Origin of the sequence: Phocaeicola sp. RTP21198st1_B8_RTP21198_201120, assembly GCF_040929485.1 — a bacterium.
In the GTDB taxonomy this organism is placed as follows: domain Bacteria; phylum Bacteroidota; class Bacteroidia; order Bacteroidales; family Bacteroidaceae; genus Phocaeicola; species Phocaeicola dorei.
Genome location: NZ_JBCOCI010000351.1, coordinates 1 through 1,401, shown reverse-complemented (window position 1 = coordinate 1,401; position 1,401 = coordinate 1). Strand labels below are relative to the sequence as shown.

Below are 1,401 nucleotides of genomic sequence, written 5' to 3'. Positions count from 1 at the left end.
GATTATAGGCGCATTCTCACAAAGCAGCGAATATCGGGCCCTGCAACTGACAAAGGCGAAAGAACCCGAAAAAACGCTCGCTGTTCTTGATACAGCTTTGCTTTACGACAGCCAGAACAAGTCATTGAAATACACCAAAGGCGTGGTATATGAAGCCAACAGACAAGCGGATTCAGCCTATTATTATCAAAAGTATTACGAGCCTTCCATCATGGAATACCGTTCTTTCCAACGGCACTTATCGGGCCTTAGAAGCATGATGCTCAAGAGTGAGATCGCTTTGACCTACCTGCGTGCACGCTACGGAGAAGAAGACATCATTACCTCCGTTGCCACCGCCGAATACACCCGAAAAGGCCAGAAGAACAGCTACACGGGACGTCTCAACTATGCAGGACGAAGCGGCTCGGCAAGCGACAGCATGGAGGCTGAAGAACAGACACCGGGAGGGGTCGGCATCCAGGTACAGGGAGAATGGACGCACCACTTCTCACCGAAGTGGAGCACTACGGTCAATGCCGCCTTTGCTACCAAATACTTCCCGGATATTACCGCCGATGTTGCCGTACGGCATTATCTCAAGAATGACTGGGAAATAGGAGCACATGTGGGATACAGACGTGTAGCTGCCTATACGAAACGTTATGAATGGAACGACGAATTCTTTGCAGGAGGCACCGGAGATAACGGTTATCTATTTACCGGCTGGAATGAGTCAAAGACCAACCTGCTCACCGTAGGCGGAGAATTAGCCAAAACTATCGAAGTCGTTCGCCTCAACACGAAGATAGATATGCATTTCTTCAATTCCAACTTCTACTACAATGCACAGATTGGTGCCAAATACTTTCCGGCTAATGACGGAAAGACAAATATCAACGCCATGGCAAGTATTGGATCGGCCCCGGAAACGGCTGTATTGGATTACGCGCTGCCCGGCTCTTTCTCACACACCAATACAATGGTAGGACTGGGAGGCCAATACATGGTCAGTCCTAATATTACCATAGGTCTGATGGGTACCTGGAATACCTATTATAACCAGACCAACACCGTGCGAGGGAGCAGTCCGCTCAACCCGATAGAATCCATATCGACACGCTATAAAAACTTATATAACATCTATGCACAAGTCTATATTTCATTCTGACACGCTTTGCCCCATATTGGCAGGAATGATATGTATTTGCTGCCTTTTATCCGGCTGCCGCATGCAGGCACGCACGGAGATGTTCCCATCTAAAGAAGGATACCTCATCACAATCGGCGAAGATCCGACGGACAGAGATACCCGATGGGCCAAATACCTGTACGAGCACCTCAAGAAACGTGCAAACGACGATGAAATGGTCGCTTTCGGTGTCTCCGAGATGGATATGTGGCGTATCATCATACAGATAG

General features: G+C 48.5%; 2 pseudogenes. Both read left to right on the top strand.

The annotated features are described in order from the left end of the window. Positions 1-1,150 (top strand): annotated as a pseudogene (locus tag AB5935_RS26200) (hypothetical protein); the annotation flags it as partial. After that, positions 1,125-1,401, top strand: a pseudogene (locus AB5935_RS26195) (DUF4838 domain-containing protein); the annotation flags it as partial. The pseudogenes AB5935_RS26200 and AB5935_RS26195, both read left to right, overlap by 26 nt.